This is a genomic window from Streptomyces deserti, from assembly GCF_054782695.1.
In genome coordinates, this window is the sequence record NZ_BAAGRZ010000002.1 from 345,328 (window position 1) to 366,771 (window position 21,444).

The following is a 21,444-nucleotide window of genomic DNA, read 5'->3' on the forward strand; positions in this document are numbered from 1 at the left end:
CCCACCAGGCCGCCAGACCGCAGACCGCCAGACCGCCAACCCGCACATTCGCGCATTCATGGGATGAACCTGCCTGCCCCGCAAGGACTTTCTTTGTTTCACCTCTTGACGACCGGAGTGACGTGGAGCACATTGGCGGCACTTTGAGAGCGCTCTCATCACCTCCCCAGGGCGCTTTCAAAGTCACCTGCGCAGCAGAACTCCGTACCCGAGAGGCACCCCCACATGAGCGAAACCTCCGGCATACACCGCAGACGGCGCCCGTTGCGGCGGGCGCTGGTCGCCGTGGTCGGCGTGCTCGGCCTCGCGGCGGCCGCCGCGACCGTCGCCACCCCGTCCGCGAGCGCTTCGGCGCCCCCTCCCCCGTCGGGCTGGACCCAGGTCTTCCTCGACGACTTCAACGGCGCGGCGGGCAGCGGCGTCAACACGTCCAACTGGCAGTACGCGACCGGCACCGGGTACCCCGGCGGGCCCGCCAACTGGGGCACCGGCGAGGTCGAGACGATGACGTCCAGCACGAACAACGTCTCGCTGGACGGCAACGGCAACCTCCGCATCACCCCGCGCCGCGACGCGGCCGGCAACTGGACCTCGGGCCGCATCGAGACCAACCGCACCGACTTCCAGCCCCCGGCCGGCGGCAAGTTGCGCGTGGAGGCCCGCATCCAGGTGCCCAACGTCACCGGGGCCGCGGCCAAGGGCTACTGGCCGGCGTTCTGGATGCTGGGCGCGCCCTACCGGGGCAACTACTGGAACTGGCCCGCCGTCGGCGAGCTGGACATCATGGAGAACACCCAGGGCCAGAACACGGTGTTCGCCACCATGCACTGCGGCACCTCGCCGGGCGGCCCCTGCAACGAGAACAGCGGCATCGGCGGCTCCACCACGTGTCCCGGCACGACCTGCCAGGCCGGCTTCCACACCTACCGCATGGAGTGGGACCGCTCGACGAGCCCGGAGGAGATCCGCTTCTACCTCGACGGCACCAACTTCCACACGGTGCGCGCCAACCAGGTCGACGCGACGACCTGGAAGAACGCCACGGACCACGGTTTCTTCATCATCCTCAACGTGGCGATGGGCGGCGGCTTCCCCGACGCCTTCGGCGGCGGCCCGGACGCCGGCACCCAGCCGGGGCACCCGATGGTCGTCGACTACGTCCAGGTCCTGTCGGCAGGTGGGAGCGGTACCACGCCCCCGCCGACCGGCGGCACCCGCGACGCCTACGGCACCATCCAGGCCGAGTCGTACGACGGCCAGTCCGGGGTGAGCACCGAGTCGACCTCGGACTCGGGCGGCGGCCAGAACATCGGCTCGCTGGCCAACGGCGACTGGGCGCTCTACAAGGGCGTCAACTTCGGCTCCACAGCGGCAAGGCAGTTCAGCGCACGGGTGGCCAGTGGTGCGGCGGGCGGTGTCAGCGGTCTGGTCGAGGTGCGCCTGGACAGCCGCAGCAGCGCGCCCATCGGCAGTTTCTCGGTGGCCAACACGGGCGGCTGGCAGTCGTGGCGGACCATCCCGGCGAACATCACCGGCGTCACCGGCACGCATGACGTCTACCTGACGTTCACCAGTGGCCAGCCGGCCGACTTCGTGAACGTGAACTGGTTCAACTTCAGCCGCTGACCGGCGGTTCAGGCGGCCGACGAGTGCGGCGGGGCTCCACGCGTACGCGTGGAGCCCTTCGGCCGGGAACACGTGTGCGCGGGCCTGCCCGCTGTGACGGGCTCCGCCGGTGCAGCGCGAGCAGACCTCCCGGCTCGCCCACGCGGACCATCCACATCTCCGGGAGCGCGCCGGCCCGTGCCGGGCGGGCCGCGGACGTCCTCGGCGTCGGCGTCGGCGGCCGACTCGTCCTGCACCGCGAGGACGCCGCCGCCTTCCCCGCCTCCCGGGCCTTCGACCTGGTGCTCCGCGTCGGCTCCACGCACGCCTTCGGCGGTCTGCCCGCCACCCTCGCGGCGGCGCGGAAGCATCTGGCTGAGGGCGGGCGCGTCCTGGTCGGCGACGGCTTCTGGGAGCGCGCGCCCTCCCCGAAGGCGGTCGACATGCTCGGGGACCTCGCCGACCTGCCGACCACGGTGGGCCGCGTGGTCGCCGACGGGCGGGCTCCGGTCCACGGCCACATCGGCACATGCCACGAACTCGACGCCTACGCAGGGGGCCTGGACGGATCCGCCGGCCTCCTGGGCTCGGGGCAACCGCCGCGATCCGGACAGCACCCAGGCGCTCGCGGCGGCCGAGACCCACCGGGCCGGACGGCTGCGCGGCCACCCGGAGTCGTTCGGGTTCGTGGGCATGGCGCCGCGGCCGACGGCTGGGTGAGCCGGGCGGGGCCCGCGCCGGACGTCCGGGGGTCCGGGGGTCCGGGGGTCCGGGGGGCCAAGGGCGGGCCGGCGTCCGTCGTCCGGGCCCGGACGGCACCTGCGCTGTCAGCGCAACTCCGCCCGGAACCCCGCCGGCGTCATGTCCGTGTGCTGGTGGAAGAACTTGGAGAAATTCGCGGCGTCGGGGAAGCCGACCGCCGCGCCGACGCGGCCGATCGGCAGGTCGGTGTGGGCCAGCAGCCGCTTGGCCTCGAGGATCACGCGTTTGTCGATGAAGGCCTTCGGGGTCTCGCCGGTGGCTGCGCGGACCGCGCGGACGAGGGTGCGACGGGAGTAGCCGAGCGCGTCGGCGTAGGCGCTGACGCTGTGGTTGGTGGCGAAGCCGTGCTCCACCGCGTCCCGGAAGCGGGTGAAGGTCGTGTCGGTCTGCCCGGGCGCCGCCTGGGCGGAGCTGGTCGCCAGGTGGGCCAGGCGCAGGAGGAACGCGCTCAGGGAGTGGCGCAGGACCGCGGTGTGCAGGTTCAGCGGCAGGGTGGTGGTGTCCTCGTACTCGCGTCGCAGCTGGGCGAGCGCCGCCCGCAGCGCGGTGAGCTGTGGTTCGTCGGGGTGCAGCAGGGGCGGGAGGTCGTAGCGGTACAGGCCGGTGGCTTCCACCGTGGAGCGGGGCAGGAAGCCGGGCTGCATGGTCAGCACGGTTCCGCGGTACTCGCTGGTCCGCGAGAAGCGGTGGACCTGCCCCGGGCGGATCCACAGCAGGTCGCCGACCGTGGCCTCGTACTCGGCGAAGTCGATCATGTGACGGACCGGGCCGTCGCTGAACAGCATGACGACGTGGAAGTCGATGCGGTGCACGCGTTCCAGCGGCACCCCGTCGGGGCGCCAGTCGCGGCCTTCGCCCATCGGGCCGACCTGCATGCCGACGCCGAGGACGCTCAGATCGACCGGGAAGGGGAACGTTCTGATCCCGTCGCCGCCATCGTCCCCGTCTCTTCCCCGCAAGGGTCTGTCCGTCATGTCCGTCTCGTGCCGTCCCGTGCGCGTGTCCCGTCGTGGGGGTGTCCCACTTTCACCACAGGCTGGCAACCGCGACCTTCCACCAAACAAGTCAGACTTTTAGTTTTGAACGCGTCAAACCAGCTACTTCGCTCGGATCGAGGACTTCTTGAAGATGAGCACGCAGACAGCCGACAGCTTGGAGTGGACCGAAGTCGACCGGCGTGCCGTCGACACCGCCCGCCTTCTGGCGGCCGATGCCGTACAGCGGGTCGGGAACGGCCACCCGGGCACCGCGATGAGCCTGGCCCCCGCCGCGTACACGCTCTTTCAGAAGGTGATGCGTCACGATCCGGCCGACCCGGAGTGGACGGGTCGTGACCGCTTCGTCCTCTCCCCCGGCCACACCTCGCTGACGCTGTACACGCAGCTCTTCCTCGCGGGGTACGAGCTGGAGCTCGACGACCTGAAGGCGTTCCGCACGCATGGTTCGAAGACGCCCGGCCACCCCGAGTACGGGCACACGGCGGGTGTGGAGACGACGACCGGCCCGCTGGGTCAGGGGGTCGCCAACGCCGTCGGCATGGCGATGGCCGCCCGCTACGAGCGCGGCCTGTTCGACCCGGACTCCCCCGAGGGCAGCTCGCCCTTCGACCACACCATCTGGGCGATCGTCTCCGACGGCGACCTTCAGGAGGGCGTCTCCGCCGAGGCGTCCTCGCTGGCCGGCCACCAGAAGCTCGGCAACCTGGTCTTCCTCTACGACGACAACCACATCTCCATCGAGGGCGACACCGCGACCGCGTTCTCGGAGGACGTGCTGAAGCGGTACGAGGCGTACGGCTGGCACGTGCAGCGGATCGCGCCCGCCGAGAACGGCGACGTCGACGTGCACGCGCTGTACGCGGCGCTCAAGGCGGCGCAGGCCGAGGCCGGGCGCCCCTCGATCATCGCGATGCGCACCATCATCGCCTGGCCCGCGCCCAACGCCCAGAACACCGAGGCCGCGCACGGCTCTGCGCTCGGCGACGACGAGGTCGCCGCCACCAAGCGGGTTCTCGGCTTCGACCCGGAGCAGAGCTTCGTCGTCGAGCCGGAGGTGCTCGCGCACACCCGCAAGGCCCTCGACCGGGGTGCCGAGGCGCACGCGGCCTGGCACAAGCGGATCGCCGCCTGGCGCGAGGCCGACCCGGAGCGCGCCGAGCTGTTCGACCGGGTCAGCAAGGGTGAGCTGCCCAAGGGCTGGGAGGACGCCCTGCCGGTGTTCGAGCCCGGCAAGGCGGTCGCCACGCGTGCCGCGTCCGGCAAGGTGCTCCAGGCACTCGGCGCGGTCGTCCCCGAGCTGTGGGGCGGCTCCGCCGACCTGGCCGGTTCGAACAACACCACCATCGACAAGGCGTCGTCCTTCCTGCCGAAGGGCAACCCGCTGCCGGAGGCCGACCCGTACGGCCGGACGATCCACTTCGGCATCCGCGAGTTCTCCATGGCCGCGGAGATGAACGGCATCGCGCTGCACGGCAACACCCGTGTCTACGGCGGCACCTTCCTGGTGTTCTCCGACTACATGCGCAACGCCGTGCGCATGTCGGCCCTGATGCAGGTGCCGGTGACGTACGTGTGGACGCACGACTCCATCGGCCTCGGCGAGGACGGCCCCACCCACCAGCCGGTCGAGCACCTGGCCGCGCTGCGTGCCATTCCCGGCCTGAACATCGTGCGTCCGGCCGACGCCAACGAGACCGCGATCGCCTGGGCCGAGATCCTCAGGCGGCACTCCACCGACCCCGCCCCGCACGGCCTCGCGCTCACCCGCCAGGGCGTGCCGACGTACGAGCCGAACCCGGACGCGGCGCGCGGCGGTTACGTCCTCCAGGACGCCTCCGGCGAGACGCCGGAGGTGATCCTCATCGCCACCGGTTCCGAGGTGCAGCTCGCGGTCGCCGCGCGGGAGCGGCTGGAGGCCGAGGGGATCGGCGCGCGGGTGGTGTCGATGCCGTCCGTGGAGTGGTTCGAGGAACAGCCGCACGAGTACCGCGAGAGCGTCCTGCCGCCGTCCGTGAAGGCGCGCGTCGCGGTGGAGGCCGGTATCGGACTGACGTGGCACCGGTTCGTCGGTGACGCGGGACGCATCGTCTCCCTCGAGCACTTCGGCGCCTCCGCCGACGCCAAGACCCTGTTCGCCGTGTACGGCTTCACCCCCGAGAACGTCGTCGCCGCAGCCCGCGCATCACTCGCCGCAGCCCGGGAATCCCTCGCCGCCGCGCGCGGTTGATCCGACCGCCGGAAAGAAGATGATCACTGTGACCGAATCAACCGCGACCGCGGGACCCCTCAAGCGCCTGTCCGACGAGGGCGTGTCGATCTGGCTCGACGACCTGTCGCGCCGGCGGATCGAGTCCGGCAACCTGGCCGAGCTGATCGGGACGAAGAACGTCGTCGGCGTCACCACCAACCCGTCCATCTTCCGGGCCGCCATCGGCTCCGGCGAGGGCTACGAGGAGCAGCTCGCCGATCTCGCCGTGCGGGGTGTGACGGTGGAGGAGGCGGTCCGCATGATGACGACCGCCGACGTGCGTGCCGCCGCCGATGTTCTGCATCCGGTATACACCGCGACCGGTGGCCGGGACGGCCGGGTCTCCATCGAGGTCGACCCGCGCCTGGCCCACGACACCGCCGCGACGATCGCCGAGGCCAAGCAGCTGGCCTGGCTGGTCGACCGCGCCAACGTGATGATCAAGATCCCGGCGACGAAGGCCGGTCTCCCGGCGATCACCGAGGTGATCGGCGCGGGCATCAGCGTCAACGTGACGCTGATCTTCTCGCTGGAGCGCTACCGCGAGGTGATGGACGCCTACCTCGCCGGTCTGGAGAAGGCGCAGGCGGCCGGGCTCGACCTGTCGGCCATCCACTCCGTCGCCTCCTTCTTCGTCTCCCGCGTCGACACCGAGATCGACAAGCGGCTGACGCTGCTGGGCACGGACGAGGCCCTCGCCCTGAAGGGGCGGGCGGCGCTGGCCAACGCCCGGCTCGCCTACGAGGCGTACGAGCAGGTCTTCGCCGGGGAGCGCTGGCTCGCCCTGTCCGGGGCGCGCGCGAACAAGCAGCGCCCGCTGTGGGCGTCCACCGGTGTGAAGGATCCCGCATACAAGGACACGCTGTACGTCGACGAGCTCGTCGCCCCCGGCACCGTCAACACCATGCCGGAGGCCACGTTGAACGCCGTCGCCGACCACGGTGCCGTCACCGGCGACACGGTCACCGGCGGCTACGCCCAGGCCCGCGCCGACCTCGCGGCCGTCGAGCGGCTCGGCATCTCCTACGAGGAGGTCGTCCAGCAGCTCGAGGACGAGGGCGTCGCCAAGTTCGAGGCGGCCTGGCAGGACCTGCTGACCGCGGTCACGAAGTCCTTGAACAGCAAGGGAGTTGACGCGTAAATGAGCGAGGAGATCCCCGTGACGGAAGCGGCCGCCTCCCTCGGCGCCGAGGTCCCCGTGGCGGACACGGCCGCCGCCTTCGCCCCGAGCACGGCCGTCCTCGAAACCGCCCGCACCCCGGAGGACCCCGGCAGCCCCGGCTTCTGGTCCAACCCGCTGCGCGACGCGCGCGACCGGCGGCTGCCCCGGATCGCGGGCCCGTCCGGTCTCGTCATCTTCGGCGTCACCGGCGACCTGTCCCGCAAGAAGCTGATGCCGGCCGTGTACGACCTGGCCAACCGGGGTCTGCTGCCGCCGGGCTTCTCGCTGGTCGGTTTCGCCCGCCGGGACTGGGAGGACCAGGACTTCGCGCAGGTCGTGCACGACGCGGTCCGCGAGCACGCCCGCACCCCGTTCCGCGAGGAGGTCTGGCAGCAGCTCGCCGACGGCATGCGCTTCATCCCCGGCGACTTCGACGACGACACGGCGTTCAAACAACTGCGCGCAGCCGTCGAGGAGTTGGACGCCTCCCGGGGCACCAGCGGCAACTACGCCTTCTACCTGTCCGTACCGCCGAAGTTCTTCCCGAAGGTCGTCCAGCAGCTGAAGAAGCACGGGCTGGCGAACGCGCCGGAGGGCTCCTGGCGGCGGGCGGTCATCGAGAAGCCCTTCGGGCACGACCTGGACAGCGCCTGCGAACTGAACGCGATCGTGCACGACGTGTTCGACCCGGAGCAGGTCTTCCGCATCGACCACTACCTCGGCAAGGAGACCGTCCAGAACATCCTGGCGCTGCGCTTCGCGAACCAGATGTTCGAACCGATCTGGAACCGGTCGTACGTCGACCACGTGCAGATCACCATGGCCGAGGACATCGGCATCGGCGGCCGGGCGGGTTACTACGACGGCATCGGCGCCGCCCGGGACGTCATCCAGAACCACCTGCTCCAGCTCATGGCCCTGACGGCCATGGAGGAGCCCGCCTCCTTCGACGCGGCGTCGCTGCTCACCGAGAAGCTGAAGGTGTTCCGGGCCGTGCAGCTGCCGCAGGACCTGGGCCGGCACACCGTGCGCGGCCAGTACGCGGCGGCCTGGCAGGGCGGCGAGCAGGTGCGCGGTTATCTGGAGGAGGACGGCATCGACCCGGCCTCCACGACGGACACGTACGCGGCGATCAAGCTGGGCATCGACAACCGCCGCTGGGCGGGCGTGCCCTTCTACCTGCGCACCGGCAAGCGGCTGGGCCGCCGGGTGACGGAGATCGCGGTCGTCTTCCAGCGGGCGCCGCACTCCCCCTTCGACGCGACGGCCACCGAGGAGCTGGGCCAGAACGCGATCGTCATCCGCGTCCAGCCGGACGAGGGCGTCACCGTCCGGTTCGGTTCGAAGGTGCCGGGTACGTCGATGGAGATCCGGGACGTGACGATGGACTTCGCCTACGGCGAGTCGTTCACGGAGTCCAGCCCGGAGGCGTACGAGCGGCTCATCCTGGACGTACTCCTCGGGGACGCCAACCTGTTCCCCCGTCACCAGGAAGTGGAAGAGTCCTGGCGGATCCTCGACCCGATCGAGCGGTACTGGGCCGAGAACGGCAGGCCCGCGCAGTACGCGGCGGGCAGCTGGGGACCCGCGGAAGCCGACGAGATGCTCGCACGAGACGGACGGAGCTGGCGCAGGCCATGAAGATCGACCTGACCGACACCACGGCAAGCAAGATCAACAAGGCGCTGGTGCAGGGCCGCCGCGCCATCGGCACCCCGGCCGTGGGCATGGTCCTGACGATGGTGATCGTCACGGACGAGGAGAACGCCTACGACTCGATCAAGGCGGCCGAGGAGGCCTCGCACGAGCACCCCTCGCGCACCCTGGTCGTCATCAAGCGGCACGCCCGCACCCCGCGCGACCGCACCCGCTCCCACCTGGACGCCGAGGTGAGGGTGGGCGCCGACGCGGGCACCGGCGAGACCGTGGTGCTGCGCATGTACGGCGAGGTGTCCGAGCACGCCGACTCGGTGGTGCTGCCGCTGCTGCTGCCGGACGCGCCGGTGGTGGTGTGGTGGCCGGTGGACGCGCCGGAGAACCCCGCGAAGGACCCGCTCGGCGCGCTCGCGCAGCGCAGGATCACCGACATGTACGCCGTCGAGCGCCCGCTGCAGGCGCTGGAGGCGCGGGTGACGTCGTACGCGCCCGGCGACACCGACCTGGCCTGGACCCGGCTGACCCCGTGGCGTTCGATGCTGGCCGCCGCGCTGGACCAGGCCCGGCTGACGGTGACCTCGGCCGCGGTGGAGAGCGAGGCGGAGAACCCGAGCGCCGAGCTGCTGGCCCGCTGGCTGGAGGCCCGGCTGCACGTTCCGGTCGACCGGGTGGAGACCGCCGGCCCGGTCGTCACGGGCGTACGGCTCGGTACCGAGAAGGGCGAGATCGTCATCGACCGACCCGAGGGCCCGCTGGCCACGCTGCACCTGCCGGGCCAGCCCTCGCGCACCCTCGCGCTGAAGGTCCGCCCCACCTCCGAACTCATCGCCGAGGAGCTCAGGCGCCTCGACGCGGACGAGATGTACGCCGTCGCCCTGCGCGGCGAGGGCACCAAGGAGGCCCCCGCACATGTCTGACTCCCCCTTGCTCACCCGGCGGCCCGAGTGGACCGCTCTGGAGGACCACCGGGCCGAGTGGCAGGCGCACCTGCGCGAGCTGTTCGCCACCGACCCGGGCCGCGCGGAACGGTACGTCGTGCGCGTCGGTGACCTGCGCATCGACTACTCCAAGAACCTGGTCACCGACGAGACCCTGGCCCTGTTGCAGGAACTGGCCACCGCCGCCGGCGTGTTCACTCTGCGCGACGCCATGTTCCGCGGCGAGAAGATCAACGTCACCGAGCGCCGGGCCGTACTGCACACCGCGCTGCGGGCGCCGCGGGACGCGGTGATCGAGGTCGACGGCGAGAACGTCGTGCCCAAGGTGCACGCGGTCATCGACAAGATGACCGACTTCGCCAACCGGGTGCGCTCCGGCGAGTGGACCGGCCACACGGGCCGCCGCATCCGCAACGTCGTCAACATCGGCATCGGCGGCTCCGACCTGGGGCCCGCGATGGCGTACGAGACGCTGCGGGCCTACACGGACCGGGAGTTGACCTTCCGCTTCGTGTCGAACGTCGACGGCGCCGACCTGCACGAGGCCATCCGCGACCTGGACCCAGCGGAGACGCTGTTCATCGTCGCGTCCAAGACGTTCACCACGATCGAGACGATCACCAACGCGACCTCGGCGCGCTCGTGGCTGCTCAACGGCCTCGGAGGCGACGACAAGGCCGTCGCCAGGCACTTCGTGGCCCTGTCGACCAACGCCGAGAAGGTCACCGAGTTCGGCATCGACATCGACAACATGTTCGAGTTCTGGGACTGGGTCGGCGGCCGCTACTCCTACGACTCGGCGATCGGCCTGTCCCTGATGATCGCCATCGGCCCGGACCGGTTCCTGGAGATGCTCGACGGCCTCCGCATCGTCGACGAGCACTTCCGCAACGCGCCTGCCGAGGCCAACGCCCCGCTGATCCTCGGCCTGCTGGGCGTCTGGTACGGCAACTTCTTCGACGCCCAGTCGCACGCGGTGCTGCCGTACTCGCACTACCTGTCGAAGTTCACCGCGTACCTGCAGCAGCTCGACATGGAGTCCAACGGCAAGTCGGTGCAGCGCGACGGGCGCCCTGTGGAGTGGCAGACCGGGCCGGTGGTGTGGGGCACGCCCGGCACCAACGGGCAGCACGCCTACTACCAGCTGATCCACCAGGGCACCAAGCTCGTCCCGGCCGACTTCATCGGCTTCGCGCGGCCCGTCGCCGAGCTGGGCGACGAACTCAAGGCACAGCACGACCTGTTGATGGCCAACCTGTTCGCACAGGGGCAGGCGCTCGCCTTCGGCAAGACCGCCGAGGAGGTCCGCGCCGAGGGCGTGCCCGAGGAGCAGGTGCCGCACCGCACCTTCAAGGGCGACCACCCCACGACCACGATCCTGGCCACGGAGCTGACCCCGTCGGTGCTCGGCCAGCTGATCGCCCTCTACGAGCACAAGGTGTTCGTGCAGGGCGCGATCTGGAACATCGACTCCTTCGACCAGTGGGGCGTCGAACTCGGCAAGGTGCTCGCCAAGCGCGTCGAGCCCGCCCTCACCGAAGGTGCCGAGGTGCCCGGACTCGACCCGTCCACCGCCGCCCTCGTGGCCGCGTACCGCTCGCTGAAGAACGCCGGAAACGCTCAGGGAGAAGTGAACTGACATGCAGCTGGGACTGATCGGTCTCGGAAAGATGGGCGGCAACATGCGCGAGCGGATCCGCCGCGCCGGCCACACCGTCATCGGCTACGACCGCAACCCCGAGGTCTCCGACGTCGGCAGCCTGGCCGAACTGGCCGGCCGGCTCGACGCCCCGCGCACCGTCTGGGTGATGGTCCCGGCCGGCGCCGCCACCCAGTCCGTCATCGACGAACTCGGCGAGCTGCTTCAGCCCGGCGACACCGTCGTCGACGGCGGCAACTCCCGCTGGAGCGACGACGAGAAGCACGCCGCCGAGCTCGGTGCCAAGGGCATCGGCTTCGTCGACGCCGGAGTCTCCGGCGGCGTGTGGGGCCTGGAGAACGGATACGCGCTGATGGTCGGCGGCGACAAGGAGCACGTCGACCGGCTCCGGCCGATCTTCGACGCCCTCAAGCCGGAAGGCCCCTACGGCTACGTCCACGCGGGCAGGGTGGGCGCCGGGCACTTCGCGAAGATGGTCCACAACGGCATCGAGTACGCCATGATGCAGGCCTACGCCGAGGGCTGGGAGCTGCTGGAGGCCGTGGACTCGGTGGACAACGTCCGCGAGGTGTTCCGCTCCTGGCAGGAGGGCACCGTCATCCGCTCCTGGCTGCTCGACCTCGCCGTGGGCGCCCTGGACGAGGACGAACACCTGGACAAGCTGCGCGGCTACGCCGAGGACTCCGGTGAGGGCCGGTGGACGGTCGAGGCCGCCATCGACAACGCCGTACCGCTCCCGGCGATCACCGCCTCGCTGTTCGCGCGGTTCGCCTCCCGCCAGGACGACTCCCCGCAGATGAAGATGATCGCCGCGCTGCGCAACCAGTTCGGCGGGCACGCCGTCGAGCAGGCGAAGAAGGCGTGACGACCGTGGGTGATCTGCTGCTGGTCCGCCATGGGGAGACGCAATGGAGCAGATCGGGACAGCACACCAGCTTCACCGACCTGCCCCTGACCCGGCACGGCGAGGAACAGGCCAAGTCCCTCGCTCCCCTCCTGGCGGGCCGGCCCTTCGCGCTCGTCCTGACCAGCCCGCTGGCCCGCGCGGCGCGCACCGCCGAACTCGCGGGCCTGTCCGGGGCCGTACCGGAACCGGACCTGCACGAGTGGGACTACGGCGACTACGAGGGCGTCACCACCGACGAGATACACCGCACACGCCCCGACTGGGACCTGTGGACCGACGGGGTGCCGCCCGGTCCGGGCGGGCAGCCGGGCGAGTCGCCCGAGCAGGTCGGGGCGCGCGCCGACCGGGTGCTGGCGCGGGTGGCCGCGGCACTCCCGGACGGTGACGTGCTGCTCGTCGCCCACTCCCACTTCCTGCGGGTCCTCACCGCCCGCCGCCTGGGCCTGCCACCGGCCGGCGGCCGGCTGTTCCGGCTGGAGACGGCGACGCTCAGCCGCCTGTCGACGGAGCACGGGCGGCCCGTGATCGCGGAGTGGAACACCCGGCCGTAGTCCGTGAGTTGACACCCGTGGCCGGCCGCGTCAGAGTCCCCGCTGATGGAGATCGACAATCTGACGCCGGCCGAGCTGCGGGTCTGGCAGGCCTTCCCGCGCGGGGAGGTCGTGGACTTCCGCACCGGCGGGGACGAGGACACCGCGGCGGGCGCCGACTGGGGAGCCGAACGCACCCTGCGCGCCTCGATGCTGAGGGCGCTGCTGGTCAGCGCCCCACAGGAGGACGGCGAGATCCCCGCCCTGCGGGTCAAGGGCGCCCGGATCACCGGCCCGCTCGACCTGACACACGCCGTCGTCGACCACCCGATCCGGCTGAGCGACTGCTACTTCACCGACCCGCCCGACCTGTACGGCGCCCAGCGGCGCAGGCTCAGCCTGCGCGGCTCGGTGCTTCCCGCCCTGGACCTCGGGAGCGCCCGGGTCGACGGCGTGGTGCGCCTGTCGGACTGCCGGCTGCGCGGGCGGGTGCAGCTGAGCGGGGCCCAGATATCCGGGGCCCTGTTCCTGGAGCGCACCGAACTGACCGCGCGGGACCCCGGGGAACCCGTCCTCAAGCTCCAGCGGACGGTGATCGAGGACGACCTGCGGGCGCCGGACCTGCGCGCACACGGCGAGGTACGGCTCAACGGCGCCACCGTCAACGGATCGGTCGACCTCACCGGCGCCCGCCTCAGCCACCCCGGCCAGATCGCCCTCGACGCGCAGACCCTCACCGTCGAGAGCGACGTCCTGCTGCGCAGCACCCGGGTCCACGGCTGGATCGGCCTGCGCGGCGCCCGTGTCGCCGGACGCCTGGACCTGTCGTACGCGCACCTGTCGAATCCGGGCGACGCCGCGCTGCGCGCCACCAGCTGCGCCATCGGGGAGCTGTGGCTGCGCAAGGGCCCGCCTCCGGAAGGCACCGTGAACCTGCGCCGCGCACAGATCGACGTGCTGTTCCTGGAACCGGAGACGGTGCCGGACCGGGTGCTGCTCAACAGCCTCGTCTACACCTCCCTCACCCCGCACGAACCCGCCGAACGCCGCCTGCCCATGCTGGAACGGGACGGCGACGGCTATGTCCCGCACGCCTACGAGCAGTTGACCGCCGCCTACCGCCGCATCGGCGACGACCACGCGGCCCGCCTCGTCCAGCTCGCCAAGCAGCGCCGCCACCGCGGCACCCTGCCCTGGTACGGGCGGCTGTGGGGCCGCGTCCAGGACGTCACCGTCGGCTACGGCTTCCGCCCGCTGCGCGCCTGCGTCTGGCTGCTGTCGCTGCTGGCGGCCGGCTCCGTCGCCTACGGACTGCACCACCCCGAGCCGCTCAAACCGTCCGAGGCGCCCCCGTTCAACCCGGTGTTCTACACCCTCGACCTGCTGCTCCCGGTGATCTCCTTCGGCCAGGAGGGCGCGTTCGCCCCGCACGGCTGGTACCAGACGCTGTCCTACGTCCTCGTCCTCACCGGCTGGATCCTGGCCACGTCGGTCGTCGCGGGCGTGACCCGGACGGTCAGCCGCCCGTGAGCGCCCGCACCGCGTGCTGCGCCGCCAGCCGCACCGGCGCGTTCGGGGCGCCGTAGCCCCGGTAGCCGCCCTCGCGCTGCACCAGTTCGAAGAAGACGCGGCCCACGGTGCGGGTGTAGCAGTGCCGGAAGACGCCGTGCGCGTCCCGGTCGTAGAGGATGCCCAGCTCGCGGTACGTCTCCAGTTCCTCGCCGGGGAGGTCGAACCGGGCCGCGAGGTCGTCGTAGTAGTTGGCGGGGATCGGCAGCAGACGGCCGCCGGCCGCGCGCAAGCGGCGGGCCGCGGCCACCACGTCGTGCGTGGCCAGCGCGATGTGCTGGGCGTGGACGGTGTCGTCCGTGGGTGCCGCGCCGACGGTGAGGGCGATACGGACGCTGCCGTCGGCGTTGGTGACGGCGCGGCTGCGCAGCAGACCGTAGGGGTCGGCGACGTCCACGCTCTGCTGTGCGTGCAGCCCGAGGACGCTGCGGTGGAAGAGGGCGGCCTCGTCGACGTGGTGCCAGGGCTGGGTGAGGGCGACGTGGTCGACGCCTCGCACGTGCGGGGCTTGCGCGGTGTGCCCGACGTCCGCGAAGTCGGCTCGCCAGTCGGGGAGTTCGGGCCGGTTCGTGGCGCAGAAGAACAGCTCCGTGCCGTCGGGTGCGGCGACCGCGTCGAGCGGGGCGTCCTCGGGTGCGCGGCGGCGCGGCAGTACCGGCGCCAGCAGGGCCTCGGCGCGCCGGGCCGCGCCCGCCGGGTCGGGTGACTCCAGGCCGAGCGCGGCGAGCCGGGTGCCCTCGCGTCGCCCGGCCGGGCCGGTGTTGACCAGGATGCGGGCCTCGCCCTGCTGCCACAGGTCGACGGGTTTGCCGCGGTGCCGTGCGGTGCGGTCGAAGCCGAGCGCGCCGAGCAGCGCCGCGAGGGGTTCGGCGTCGGGCGTGACCAGCTCGGCGAAGGCGACGCCCGTGGGGACGACGGGGTCGGGCAGGGCCGCCGCGCCGACGGTCTCCTTCAGCAGGAGGAGGGAGCGGTGGGCGTCCACCGCCGTGGGACCGGCCTCGGCCTGCCGGAAGACGTCGTTGAAGACCTCCAGGGACAGCGGACCTTCGTAGCCTGTATGCAATACACGGCGTACCAGTCCGGCGATGTCGAGGCCGCCCTGGCCCGGGAAGCAGCGGTAGTGGCGGCTCCACTGCAGCACGTCCATCGCGAGCAGCGGGGCGTCGGCCAGCTGGAGGAAGAAGATCTTCTCGCCGGGGATGTCCTCGATGCCCTTGGGATCCGAACCCCGGGACAGGATGTGGAAGCTGTCCAGGCAGGTTCCGAGCGCCGGATGGTTCGCGGACTCGACGATGCGCCAGGCGTGGTCGTACGTGCTGACGTGCCGGCCCCAGGCCAGCGCCTCGTAGGCGACCCGGATGCCGAACTCCCGGGCCAGGTCGGCGAGCCGGCTGAGCTGTTCGGCGGCGAGGGCATCGTCGTCCACGGTCGACGGGGCGACGCTGGAGCAGACGAGGACGGTGTCGGCCCCGAGCCTCGTCATCAGCTCGAACTTGTGCCGGGCGCGGCGCAGGTTGCGCGCGAACTCGTCGGCGGGCACGGCCTCGATGTCCCGCATCGGCTGGTAGAGGTCGATGGTGAGGCCGAGGTCGGCGCAGCGGGCCCGGACCTCCTGCGGGGTGAGGGGGCTGGCCAGCAGGTCGTTCTCGAAGATCTCCACGCCGTCGAAGCCGGCTCGGGACGCGGCCGTGAGCTTCTCGGTGAGGGATCCGCTCAGGGAGACGGTGGCGATGGACGTACGCATGCGGGTACCTCTCTGCCGGTCTGCTTTCACCTGTCTACTTCGGTGCCGTGACGGGCCCGGCCAGCTCCGCGATGTCCGCGAGCATCCGCGCGCTGTCGGGCTCCCGCCCGCTGAACAGGCGGAACGCGTCCGCCGCCTGGAAGACGGCCATGCCGCCGCCGTCCAGCGTGGCGCAGCCGAGCGCGCGGGCGGTGCGCAGCAGCTCGGTCTCCAGCGGGCGGTAGACCACCTCGGCGACCCACAGGCCGGGATGCAGCAGTGCGGCCGGCAGGGGCAGGCCGGGGTGGGCGGCCATGCCGGTGGGGGTGGCGTGCACGATGCCGTCGGCGCCGGCGAGCAGCTGCGCCAGACGGTCCGGGGGCGCGGCGCCCGCGCGGCCCGCCCCGAAGGTGCGGTTCAGGGACGCGGCGAGGGCGGCGGCCCGCTCGGGCAGCGCGTCGACGACGGTGACCCGCTCGGCGCCCAGGGTGAGCATGGCGTGCGCGACGGCCGCGCCCGCGCCTCCGGCGCCCAGCTGCACCACCCGCTCCAGCGGCGCGTCGGGCAGGCCGCGCGCGAAGGAGGCGGCGAAGCCGGTGACGTCGGTGTTGTGGCCGACGGAGCGGCCGTCCTCGAAGACGACGGTGTTGACCGCGCCCAGCGCCTCGGCCTGCGGGGAGAGCACGTCCAGGTGCCCGGTGACGAGCTGCTTGCAGGGATGCGTGATGTTCAGCCCGTCGAAGCCCAGGTCACGGGCGGCCCGCACCAGGTCGCCCACCGCCTCGGGTGGCACGCCGAGCGTGTCGATGTCGATGAGCCGGTACAGATACCGCAGGCCCTGCCGGTCGGCCTCCCGCTCGTGCAGTGCCGGACTGAGCGACGGGCCGATGCCGGAACCGATCAGTCCGACGAGATACGCGTCCTTGGCCATCGCGGGACCTCCTGAGCGGCTCGCTAATGTACGAACTAGTACGTTAGCTATATCAGGAGGGCGGGACCGGCGGGAAGACCTGCGAGGGGACCTGCAGTCAGACCCGGCCGGGACGCGGGGCCTGCTTCTACAATCACCGGCACTGGCCGCCCGTCGCCCGAAGGAACCCCATGACCAGCGTCGAAGAACCGGCACGACCCGGCGAGCGCATCCGTGACGCCGCCCGCACCAAGGCCGAGATCCTCGACGTCGCGACGCAGGAGTTCGCCCGGGCCGGCTACGACGGGGCCCGCGTGGACGAGATCGCCGCCCGCACCCGCACCACCAAGCGGATGATCTACTACTACTTCGGCGGCAAGGAGCAGCTGTTCACGGCCGTGCTGGAGCGGGCGTACGGCGTGATCCGCGAGGCGGAGCAGCAACTCGACGTCGAGCACCTGGACCCGGTGGCGGCCATCCGGTGCCTGGCGGAGCTGACCTTCGACCACCACGAGCAGCATCCCGACTTCATCCGCCTGGTGAGCATCGAGAACATCCACGGCGCGGAGCACATCGCCGCCTCCGAGAAGCTCGGCAGGATCGGCTCGCCGGCCCTGGACGTGATCCGCCGCATCCTGGCACAGGGGCGGGAGTCGGGGCTGTTCACGGCCGACGTCGACGCTGTCGACCTGCACGCGATGATCAGCGCCTTCTGCTTCTTCCGGGTCGCCAACCGGCACACCTTCGGCGCGCTGTTCGGCCGGGACCTGGTCGACCCCGCCCAGCGCGAGCACTACCGCACCATGCTGGGCGACATGGTGATCGCGTACCTCACGGCGGAGCGTGCGGGGGACTGAGCGCCGTACCGGCTGAGCCTCGTACCGGCCGAGCCTCCCGTCGGCTGAACTTCCTACCGGCCGAACCCTCCTACCGGCTGAGTGCCGTACCGCACGACCCCTTGACACCCGGGAAACGTGGGCGCAACATCCCTAGCCAACCGCTACTAACTATCCAGTGGGTTAATTAGCCGGGCAGCGCACCCGGCGCGGCCGACCCGTCACCCCAGGGATCCGGCACTTCTCGCCTCCGTCCCCCTCCGCTTACGTTGGAGCCTTCCCGAAGGAGTACGCCGTGTCCGTCCCCGCCGCCTCCCGCGACGCAGCCCCGCCCGGACAACCGAAGAAAGCCGCGACCGCCGCCTGGATCGGCAGCGCCCTGGAGTACTACGACTTCTTCATCTACGGCAGCGCGGCCGCTCTGATCTTCCCCGCGGTCTTCTTCGACGAGTCCGACCCGGCGACGGCGACCCTGCTGTCGCTGGCGACGTTCGGTGTCGCCTACGCCGCCCGGCCGATCGGGGCGCTGTTCCTCGGCCACTTCGGCGACCGGCTCGGCCGCAAGAAGATCATGGTCTTCACCCTGATCCTGATGGGTCTGTCGACGTTCCTCATCGGCTGTCTGCCCACCCGCGACCAGATCGGCACCCTGGCTCCGGCCCTGCTGGTGCTGTGCCGCGTGCTGCAGGGCATCTCGGCGGCGGGCGAGCAGGCCAGCGCCAACTCCATGACGCTGGAACACGCGCCACCGCACCGGCGCGGCTTCTTCACCAGCTTCACCCTCAGCGGCACCCAGGGCGGCCAGCTCCTCGCCACCCTGGTCTTCATCCCGGTCGCCGCCCTCCCCGAACAGCACCTCATGTCGTGGGGCTGGCGGGTGCCGTTCTGGCTGAGCATCGCGGTCGCCGTCGTCGGCTACGTGATCCGCCGCAAGCTGGACGAGACCCCGGCCTTCGCCCAGCAGACCGCCACCGAGGGTGTCGTGAAGCTGCCCCTGATGGTGCTGGCGCGCGAGCACTGGGCGGACGTGCTGCGGGTGATCGCGGCCGCGCTGATCGCCTCGGTCAGCACGATCTTCACGGTGTGGGCGCTGGCGTACGCGACGAGCGACTCCGTCGGACTGAGCCGGTCCTCGATGCTGTGGGTGGGTGCCCTGGCCAACCTGGTCGCGCTCGCCGCGATCCCGCTGTGGGCCTCCCTGTCCGACCGCATCGGCCGCCGCCCGGTGTTCCTGATCGGCGCGGAGGGCAGCGCGGTGACGATGTTCTTCTACCTGTGGGCGATCTCGACGGGCTCCTACCCGCTGACCCTGATCCTGGGCATCGTCGCCTTCGGTGTCGTCTACAGCGCCGCCAACGGCGTGTGGCCCTCCTTCTACGGCGAGATGTTCTCCACCCGGGTCCGGCTGTCCGGCATGGCGATCGGCACGCAGATCGGCTTCGCCGTGGCCGGTTTCGCGGTGACCTTCGCCGCGCAGATCGCCGGCCCGGACGGCGACGACTGGTCGGCGGTGGCCCTGTTCACAGCGGCCCTGTGCGTCCCGCCGGTGATCGCCGCCCTCTCGGCCCGCGAGACCCACAGGATCCCGACGGAGCGGCTGGGCGAACGGTGCCGCCAGGAGGCCTCCCAGCCGGAGACGGTGACGGCCTGATCCACGCGCCCGCACGTCCCCGGACGCCGCGTCGGCTCCGGGGACTTGGGGCATGCGGCGCCCGTTCCGCGCCCGGGTCAGGTGGCGGCAGCGCCGACGCAGAACTCGTTGCCCTCGGGGTCGGCCATCACGACATGGTGCCCGTCGAACTCCACCAGGACGGTTCCGCCCGCCCTCACCAGACGCCCGGCCTCCGCCCGGATGCGGGCCCAGCGTTCGTCGGGGCTGCCGTGCCCCGGTACCCGGATGTCGAGGTGGAACCGGCCGACCACCGAGCGACTGCCGACTGCTGACCGGCCCGACTGGCGACAGGGACGGGCGACGGGCGACAGGCGACAGGCGACAGGCGACACAGGCGACAGGATCCCGTGGCTCGCGGCCCAGCGCCAGGCGGCCAGCCACAGGGGCCAGCCGAGTCGCCCCGGCATCCGGCCGCCCGCCCGGCCTACCCCCGCGGAATCCCGTACGCGCGTTCCACACGCAGCCGCAGCACCAGGCGGCGGTCGCGGACCATGGCGGCGCGGTAGTCGTCCCAGTCGGGGTGTTCGCCGAGGACGTCGCGGTAGAGGCGGATGAGTTCCTCGACCGTCTCGTCGTACGGGTCCTGCGCGACGGGCGAGAGGTCGGCGGTGCCCTCGGCGACCGTGTAGGCCCACCGGTCGGCGGTGGTGACGTGGTAGGAGGCCCGGGGGTCGCGGCGCAGGTTGCGGGTCTTGGCGCGGTCGTCCGTGAGCGAGACGCGGATGATCCGCTCGTCGGGGTAGTAGGCGTGGTTGACGTTGGACAGCTGGGGGCGGCCGTCGCGTTTGAGGGTGACCAGTACCCCGCCGTTGCCTGCGGAGAGCAGGCCGAGGAGTGCTTCCTGCGTCGCGTCCTGAGTCATGCCTGCGTCAACCGCCGGGCGCGGTCACGGCATTCCCCGGCTGTGACGAGGACGACCGTTTTCCGGTCCTGCGTGATCATGAGGGGTTCCTGAGCCACGATGGGGTCTGAGGCGGTCCGGGCGGGGTATGCCGGACTCACCTCGACGAGCACGACGGAGGAGAGCCATGGCACTGCTGCGACAAGAGGTCGACCCGGGTGAAGCCGGGCTGGATCCGAAGGCGCTGGACCGCCTGGACCAGCACTTCGCCCACTACGTCGACGAGGGGCGTCTGCCGGGCTTCCTCGTGTCCGTCGCGCGCGGCGGACACGTCGCACACCTGAGGACGCACGGCCTGCGGGACATCGCGGCCGGGCTGCCCGTCGAGGCCGACACGCTGTGGCGGATCTACTCGATGACCAAGCCGGTGACGGCGGTGGCCGCGCTGATGCTGGTGGAAGAGGGCCTGCTGTCGCTCGACGACCCGGTCGACCGCTACCTCCCGGCCTTCGCCGAGCCGCAGGTGTACGTCGGCGGCTCCGGGCCCGACGACCTGACGACCCGCCCGGCCACCGGGCCGATACTCGTCCGGCACCTGATGACCCACACCGCGGGCCTGACCTTCGGCTTCTACCACACCCACCCGGTCGACGCCCTGTACCGCGCGGCCGGTCTGGAGTCGTCGGTGCGCCCTGGCGCGGACCTGGCCGGCACGATCGACCTGTACGCGAGCCTGCCGCTGCAGTTCGAGCCGGGGACGCAGTGGAACTACTCGGTCGCCTCGAACGTGCTGGGCCGGCTCATCGAGGTCGTGTCCGGGAAGCCGCTCGACGCGTTCTGCGCCGAGCGGATCTTCGGCCCTCTCGGCATGACGGACGCCGGATTCCACGTCACGGACGAGCAGGCGGGCCGACTCGCCGAGATGTACGGGGAGAGGGGCGACCGCGGTGGCATCGAGCCGATCCCCGGGCTGCCGCTGCGGGGCCGGCCGCGGTTCCTGTCCGGCAGCGGCGGCATGGTGGCCTCCGCCCATGACTTCCATCGCTTCATGGAGCTGCTGCGCCGCCGCGGCGAACTCGACGGCGTCCGGCTCCTCGCCCCGCAGACCGTGGACCTGATGACCTCGAACCACCTGCCCGGCGGCGCCGACCTGCGTGCCTTCGGCAGCCGCCCGGCCCACGACGAGCCCGGCAACGAGGGCGTCGGTTTCGGGCTCGGCGTCTCGGTGGTGATCGACCCGTCGCGGACGCAGGCCCCGTCGGGGCTCGGCACGTACGGCTGGAGCGGGGTGGCGACGACGACGTTCTGGGTCGACCCGGGCCGCGACCTGACGGTGCAGTTCATGACGCAGCTGCGGCCCAGGTCCTCGCACACGGTCTTCCGGGACCTGAAGACGCTGGTCCACGAGGCCGTGGTGGAGTGAGCGT

General features: G+C 71.5%; 17 protein-coding genes. 12 read left to right on the top strand and 5 right to left on the bottom strand.

Annotated elements, in window-relative coordinates; all coding sequences use genetic code 11:
* Positions 1 to 225 precede the first annotated feature (225 nt).
* Positions 226 to 1,626 carry a glycoside hydrolase family 16 protein gene (locus ACYVMZ_RS07885; protein WP_461076973.1) on the top strand — a complete coding sequence of 467 codons (1,401 nt, stop codon included), beginning with the start codon at positions 226 to 228 and terminating at the stop codon, positions 1,624 to 1,626.
* Between the two features lie 806 nt (positions 1,627 to 2,432).
* Here the strand turns inward: ACYVMZ_RS07885 and ACYVMZ_RS07890 are convergent.
* Positions 2,433 to 3,341, bottom strand: a complete 909-nt coding sequence (locus tag ACYVMZ_RS07890; protein ID WP_461076975.1) for a helix-turn-helix transcriptional regulator — start codon at positions 3,339 to 3,341, stop codon at positions 2,433 to 2,435.
* A 154-nt stretch (positions 3,342 to 3,495) separates the two neighbouring features.
* Between ACYVMZ_RS07890 and tkt the strand changes: the two genes are divergently transcribed.
* Genes tkt through ACYVMZ_RS07930 form a run of 8 tightly spaced genes read left to right on the top strand, consistent with a single transcriptional unit; the run spans position 3,496 to position 13,996 of the window.
* On the top strand, positions 3,496 to 5,592 hold the full coding sequence (tkt, locus tag ACYVMZ_RS07895) for a transketolase (RefSeq protein WP_461076977.1): 2,097 nt from the start codon (positions 3,496 to 3,498) through the stop codon (positions 5,590 to 5,592).
* 19 nt (positions 5,593 to 5,611) lie between these two features.
* Positions 5,612 to 6,754 carry a transaldolase gene (gene tal, locus ACYVMZ_RS07900; protein WP_461076979.1) on the top strand — a complete coding sequence of 381 codons (1,143 nt, stop codon included), beginning with the start codon at positions 5,612 to 5,614 and terminating at the stop codon, positions 6,752 to 6,754.
* The gene (gene zwf, locus ACYVMZ_RS07905) at positions 6,755 to 8,416 is read left to right on the top strand and encodes a glucose-6-phosphate dehydrogenase (protein ID WP_461076981.1); all 1,662 of its coding nucleotides are present in this window, start codon (positions 6,755 to 6,757) and stop codon (positions 8,414 to 8,416) included.
* Positions 8,413 to 9,348 (top strand): glucose-6-phosphate dehydrogenase assembly protein OpcA, encoded by a 936-nt coding sequence (gene opcA, locus ACYVMZ_RS07910; protein WP_461076983.1) that lies wholly within the window; start codon positions 8,413 to 8,415, stop codon positions 9,346 to 9,348. Before zwf ends, opcA begins: the two co-directional genes overlap by 4 nt.
* Complete coding sequence (pgi, locus tag ACYVMZ_RS07915; RefSeq protein WP_461076985.1) at positions 9,341 to 11,008, top strand: glucose-6-phosphate isomerase; 1,668 nt, start codon at positions 9,341 to 9,343, stop codon at positions 11,006 to 11,008. Before opcA ends, pgi begins: the two co-directional genes overlap by 8 nt.
* Position 11,009: 1 nt before the next feature.
* Positions 11,010 to 11,894: a phosphogluconate dehydrogenase (NAD(+)-dependent, decarboxylating) gene (gene gnd, locus ACYVMZ_RS07920; RefSeq protein ID WP_461076987.1), complete on the top strand. Its 885-nt coding sequence runs from the start codon at positions 11,010 to 11,012 to the stop codon at positions 11,892 to 11,894.
* 5 nt (positions 11,895 to 11,899) lie between these two features.
* A complete protein-coding gene (locus ACYVMZ_RS07925; protein ID WP_461077119.1) occupies positions 11,900 to 12,487 on the top strand; it encodes a histidine phosphatase family protein in 588 nt (195 codons plus the stop codon).
* A gap of 45 nt (positions 12,488 to 12,532) precedes the next feature.
* Complete coding sequence (locus ACYVMZ_RS07930; RefSeq protein ID WP_461076989.1) at positions 12,533 to 13,996, top strand: membrane-associated oxidoreductase; 1,464 nt, start codon at positions 12,533 to 12,535, stop codon at positions 13,994 to 13,996.
* On the opposite strand, the gene ACYVMZ_RS07935 is transcribed toward ACYVMZ_RS07930, so the two are convergent.
* Positions 13,983 to 15,779, bottom strand: a complete 1,797-nt coding sequence (locus ACYVMZ_RS07935) for a bifunctional sugar phosphate isomerase/epimerase/4-hydroxyphenylpyruvate dioxygenase family protein (RefSeq protein WP_461076991.1) — start codon at positions 15,777 to 15,779, stop codon at positions 13,983 to 13,985. The genes ACYVMZ_RS07930 and ACYVMZ_RS07935 overlap by 14 nt on opposite strands.
* 34 nt (positions 15,780 to 15,813) lie before the next feature.
* Positions 15,814 to 16,689 (bottom strand): shikimate dehydrogenase, encoded by an 876-nt coding sequence (locus ACYVMZ_RS07940; RefSeq protein ID WP_461076993.1) that lies wholly within the window; start codon positions 16,687 to 16,689, stop codon positions 15,814 to 15,816.
* Between the two features lie 170 nt (positions 16,690 to 16,859).
* On the opposite strand from ACYVMZ_RS07940, the gene ACYVMZ_RS07945 reads away from it, so the two are divergent.
* Together ACYVMZ_RS07945 and ACYVMZ_RS07950 are read left to right on the top strand one after the other, a co-directional pair.
* Positions 16,860 to 17,525, top strand: coding sequence for a TetR/AcrR family transcriptional regulator (locus tag ACYVMZ_RS07945; protein WP_461076995.1), 666 nt, complete (start codon positions 16,860 to 16,862; stop codon positions 17,523 to 17,525).
* Positions 17,526 to 17,799: 274 nt separating this feature from the next.
* Complete coding sequence (locus ACYVMZ_RS07950) at positions 17,800 to 19,155, top strand: MFS transporter (protein ID WP_461076997.1); 1,356 nt, start codon at positions 17,800 to 17,802, stop codon at positions 19,153 to 19,155.
* A gap of 77 nt (positions 19,156 to 19,232) precedes the next feature.
* On the opposite strand, the gene ACYVMZ_RS07955 is transcribed toward ACYVMZ_RS07950, so the two are convergent.
* Both ACYVMZ_RS07955 and ACYVMZ_RS07960 read right to left on the bottom strand, forming a co-directional pair.
* Positions 19,233 to 19,583 (bottom strand): VOC family protein, encoded by a 351-nt coding sequence (locus tag ACYVMZ_RS07955; protein WP_461076999.1) that lies wholly within the window; start codon positions 19,581 to 19,583, stop codon positions 19,233 to 19,235.
* 17 nt (positions 19,584 to 19,600) lie between these two features.
* Positions 19,601 to 20,038, bottom strand: a complete 438-nt coding sequence (locus ACYVMZ_RS07960; RefSeq protein WP_461077001.1) for a PPOX class F420-dependent oxidoreductase — start codon at positions 20,036 to 20,038, stop codon at positions 19,601 to 19,603.
* Positions 20,039 to 20,204: 166 nt separating this feature from the next.
* Here ACYVMZ_RS07960 and ACYVMZ_RS07965 point away from each other — a divergent pair, with 166 nt between their 5' ends.
* Entirely contained in the window at positions 20,205 to 21,440 is a 1,236-nt protein-coding gene (locus ACYVMZ_RS07965; RefSeq protein WP_461077003.1) for a serine hydrolase domain-containing protein, read from the top strand.
* Positions 21,441 to 21,444 lie beyond the last annotated feature (4 nt).

Bases quoted from the DNA above. Each gene is read 5' to 3' on its own strand.
- ACYVMZ_RS07885 (WP_461076973.1), top strand. From the start codon at position 226: ATGAGCGAAACCTCCGGCATACACCGCAGACGGCGCCCGTTGCGGCGG.
- ACYVMZ_RS07890 (WP_461076975.1), bottom strand. From the start codon at position 3,341: ATGACGGACAGACCCTTGCGGGGAAGAGACGGGGACGATGGCGGCGAC.
- tkt (WP_461076977.1), top strand. From the start codon at position 3,496: ATGAGCACGCAGACAGCCGACAGCTTGGAGTGGACCGAAGTCGACCGG.
- tal (WP_461076979.1), top strand. From the start codon at position 5,612: ATGATCACTGTGACCGAATCAACCGCGACCGCGGGACCCCTCAAGCGC.
- zwf (WP_461076981.1), top strand. From the start codon at position 6,755: ATGAGCGAGGAGATCCCCGTGACGGAAGCGGCCGCCTCCCTCGGCGCC.
- opcA (WP_461076983.1), top strand. From the start codon at position 8,413: ATGAAGATCGACCTGACCGACACCACGGCAAGCAAGATCAACAAGGCG.
- pgi (WP_461076985.1), top strand. From the start codon at position 9,341: ATGTCTGACTCCCCCTTGCTCACCCGGCGGCCCGAGTGGACCGCTCTG.
- gnd (WP_461076987.1), top strand. From the start codon at position 11,010: ATGCAGCTGGGACTGATCGGTCTCGGAAAGATGGGCGGCAACATGCGC.
- ACYVMZ_RS07930 (WP_461076989.1), top strand. From the start codon at position 12,533: ATGGAGATCGACAATCTGACGCCGGCCGAGCTGCGGGTCTGGCAGGCC.
- ACYVMZ_RS07935 (WP_461076991.1), bottom strand. From the start codon at position 15,779: ATGCGTACGTCCATCGCCACCGTCTCCCTGAGCGGATCCCTCACCGAG.
- ACYVMZ_RS07940 (WP_461076993.1), bottom strand. From the start codon at position 16,689: ATGGCCAAGGACGCGTATCTCGTCGGACTGATCGGTTCCGGCATCGGC.
- ACYVMZ_RS07945 (WP_461076995.1), top strand. From the start codon at position 16,860: ATGACCAGCGTCGAAGAACCGGCACGACCCGGCGAGCGCATCCGTGAC.
- ACYVMZ_RS07955 (WP_461076999.1), bottom strand. From the start codon at position 19,583: ATGCCGGGGCGACTCGGCTGGCCCCTGTGGCTGGCCGCCTGGCGCTGG.
- ACYVMZ_RS07960 (WP_461077001.1), bottom strand. From the start codon at position 20,038: ATGACTCAGGACGCGACGCAGGAAGCACTCCTCGGCCTGCTCTCCGCA.
- ACYVMZ_RS07965 (WP_461077003.1), top strand. From the start codon at position 20,205: ATGGCACTGCTGCGACAAGAGGTCGACCCGGGTGAAGCCGGGCTGGAT.